The sequence below is a fragment of the Brevundimonas sp. genome, assembly GCF_036659295.1.
Lineage (GTDB): Bacteria > Pseudomonadota > Alphaproteobacteria > Caulobacterales > Caulobacteraceae > Brevundimonas.
Genome location: NZ_JAVXCU010000143.1, coordinates 1 through 3,202, shown reverse-complemented (window position 1 = coordinate 3,202; position 3,202 = coordinate 1). Strand labels below are relative to the sequence as shown.

General features: G+C 59.5%; 3 protein-coding genes. All 3 read right to left on the bottom strand.

What is annotated here, in order from left to right; all coding sequences use genetic code 11:
- Positions 1-17 precede the first annotated feature (17 nt).
- Complete coding sequence (locus RSB01_RS13855; RefSeq protein WP_332625718.1) at positions 18-905, bottom strand: DUF2807 domain-containing protein; 888 nt, start codon at positions 903-905, stop codon at positions 18-20.
- Between the two features lie 95 nt (positions 906-1,000).
- Positions 1,001-1,921: a transcriptional regulator gene (locus RSB01_RS13850; RefSeq protein WP_332625716.1), complete on the bottom strand. Its 921-nt coding sequence runs from the start codon at positions 1,919-1,921 to the stop codon at positions 1,001-1,003.
- The gene (locus tag RSB01_RS13845) at positions 1,918-3,039 is read right to left on the bottom strand and encodes a GNAT family N-acetyltransferase (RefSeq protein ID WP_332592205.1); all 1,122 of its coding nucleotides are present in this window, start codon (positions 3,037-3,039) and stop codon (positions 1,918-1,920) included. The genes RSB01_RS13850 and RSB01_RS13845 overlap by 4 nt, the downstream gene beginning before the upstream one ends.
- Positions 3,040-3,202: the final 163 nt, after the last annotated feature.

The window sequence follows — 3,202 nt, the reverse complement described above, 5'->3', positions numbered from 1 at the left end:
ACCGGGGCTTTTGCTTTTTAGGACTGCCGAGATACCCGAACCTCGCCGGATCCGGCTACTCGCTTGGACATATTGCCGGTGACCCGCTGGATACGGATATCGCCCGACCCCATGATCCCGACCGATGCGTCCTGCACCGTCGCCTCGATATCAATATCACCCGACCCTACGATCTGGGCCGACAGGTCCGACACGCGCCCGCCAGCGACATTCACATCACCCGAACCGGCAATGGAGATGGCCACCGGTCCATCCACGCGCTGTACGTTTACGTCGCCCGAGCCGCCAATGGCGACTTCTAGTGCGCCAACGCTACCGGCCATAACATCGCCGCTACCGCCAATCGCGATTTTCAGTCTTTCCGCCGCACCGGTCCAAACCTGACCCGAGCCGCCGAGGCTGATCTTGCTGGGTCCGTCAACATTGGCGACCACCCAGTCACCACAGCCACCGCTACCCAGCTCAACCGACTGCGCACCACGTCCAATCGAACCGAACACAGCGCCGGTGCTGTTGATCTTCACGTCCCTGGGGCCGCGCACGACAATCATAGGGGCATCGCTCAGGGCAACACGGGTGCCGTTGATCGTGACGTTTGCACCTTCTCCGGGTGAGGATTGGGGCGAACGGCTGCGACCCGAATGGCATTCATTGATACGGATGACGTTACGGCGGCCACCAATATTTCCACGGATCGTGATGTCGCCATCCGAACGGGTCACCTGCAGTGCGGGCGTTGCGCCGGTTTCGTTGGAAACCTCGACCGACACGTCGCTGCGGTTCTCGACTATGTAGACCACACGCGCGACCGCGTTCTCGATCTTGACCGACTGAGCCGAAGCGCTACCTGCTGCCAGCAGTGCCGCAGCTGCCACGCCCATACATACTGTTGTGCGAATAATCATGCCCAAGCCTTCCTCGCCCGATAAACCTATCTGATGAGATGAAGGTGAGCCAATGCGCACCAAAAGTCCGCTTACAAGCCCGTAATGACAGCCTTTTAATCTACGAGCGTCTGACGCATTCCAGTTTCGGCTGTGGCATCGACAACAAATTGGCGCGGGATTTTAGCGATATTATTGCCCATGACCTGTAGGCGGCGCAGCGGCACAGAGGCCATCCAGCGCAAGGCCAGAGCCAGTCGCGACAGCCTATGCATAGGCGCTGGCTTCAGACCGCGCTCGCGTACAAAGGCATGGGTATAGAGCGTACCTGTGCGCATACGGCTTTCCCATGTCTGGTATTCCATCGACAGGCTGACACACAGGCCCTCGACATTCTCGACACGGTGCGGCGCATATAGAGGCCACGCCAAGGCCTCGCCGGCATGGAGTTCAAACACCTCGGCATTATCCTCGAAACCGAGATTATAGGGCAGCTCCTCGGTTGTACGGCGCGCGACAATGTTTTCCATAGCCTGTTCGGGCAGGTGGGTCGCGTCTGACGGATAGACAAACATGCGCTTGATGCCGCGCATGTGGAACAGCACCACACCCGACGCATCGAAATGGTACGGTACACGCGTTCCCGGCGACGAGATAATCAGTTGGCCCGCCCGTTTGACGGCCTGCATGTTTTCATAGGCCGAGGCGATGTCACCAAAGGCATCCGACGCCGCCTGCCAGAATTCGGGCCATACATCCTCGATGCCCCGCAGGTTGATCCACATACGCCCCTTGCGAACCGCTTCCAGCAGTTCGGCACCGCTGGCTTGCCCGCGCTCGCCAGCCATCATCGTCACCTGACCGGCGGCATCATACTCATAATGGTTCACATCGATCAGTTCGGCCGGGTATCTATCCAGCAAGGCTACCAGTGGGCCATCGCCACTATAGGCCGCTACATCCAGACCATGCGAATGGACTGCGCTGGTGCGGACGGCACCCAGTTGGCGACGCTCCTGCGTGATGCAGCTGTTCATTTACTGGATTCCTTGCGCGCCAAACGGCCAATCAGGCCGCGCCCTGCAAGGACAGTGCCGAGCACACGGCCGCCCAAATGCGGTTCCGACGCTTCGATCGCCGCCCAGCGGCGCTGTATGCTTACAGCCAGATCGGGCCTGCGCGACGCGTGACCGACAAGCTGCGTCCAGTCCCCTGCCCCGACGATCGCCTCGACGACCTGCTCGCTACGGTCACAGAAGTACTTTTTGTAAGCCTCGCCCGAGAAACCGTAATCGAACTCGCCATAGCCGTCCGGATTGACCAGCCGCATGGTTTCCAGACTGAGCCAGATGCCGGGCGAGTATTTGGCCCCTGTTTCCAGATAGGCCGGAAACCAGAAATGCCACACCCCATCGGCGTGCAGGCTCAACTCCATCGCCAGCAGGGTGTCACCGGCCCATAAGGATGCCAGCGAAGCCTTGAAGCCGTCATCTCCGTTCAGCAGCCGGTGCAGCAGTCGCCGCGTCCATTCCGGTCCGAAAATATCGTGGCGTCCAGTGCGCCGGTACTGTTGCCGCTTCAGGCTGATCAACTGGTCCAGCAACGCGTGGTTGGCCTGTTCGATCTGGACACGCATCGGGCCAAAGGCTGCTTCCATGCCGCGACGGCTACGGGCCTTGTCTTTAAAATACTTGTTGTGCTGGCTTCGGCGGTTTTCAAACCATGCGTCATAGCCATCAGGTCCGATGATCGCCTGACATGTCGAAAGCCGCTGATACCTTTCATCTGCGTCCGCATTATCCGGCCCGATCCAGCTGTTCACGCTCAACCGTTTTACCGGCAGAAGGCGCGCCACATCTTCCAGCGCCACCCGGATCTGCGGATCGCCAATCACACAGTGATAGTCGTTCATCGGCGCGCCGACGGGATAGGCGGTTCCACCACGGCGCTGATACGGGAAGAAGCCAATCAGTCGGCCCGCTTCATACAGTTTGGCCACCGCGACGCCCGAACCTTCGCGGGCCACTGCATCGCTAAAACCGATATTGAAGAACGGGCTGCGGGTTTGCGGGCGCGCCCGCTGCCACTCTTGCCAAAGTGCGCGCTCTTCCGGCGTCAGATCCCCCATCGGGATGATGACCGCATTCAGTCCCATTATATTGCAGGTACCCCAACCCGTGAAATTCTCCGCAAGCCTAAAGCCTATTTGCGGCTAATCCAATGTTTGGCTTGGCCCAAACAAAAACGGCCCTCCGGATTGCTCCGGAGGGCCGTCTTTTAGGCTTAACCCGTGTGGGTCAAATCAAAGTGTTGCTTAG

What these genes read in the sequence shown, in the direction of transcription:
- RSB01_RS13845 (WP_332592205.1), bottom strand. Translation starts at nt 3,039, where the DNA reads ATGGGACTGAATGCGGTCATCATCCCGATGGGGGATCTGACGCCGGAA.
- RSB01_RS13855 (WP_332625718.1), bottom strand. Translation starts at nt 905, where the DNA reads ATGATTATTCGCACAACAGTATGTATGGGCGTGGCAGCTGCGGCACTG.
- RSB01_RS13850 (WP_332625716.1), bottom strand. Translation starts at nt 1,921, where the DNA reads ATGAACAGCTGCATCACGCAGGAGCGTCGCCAACTGGGTGCCGTCCGC.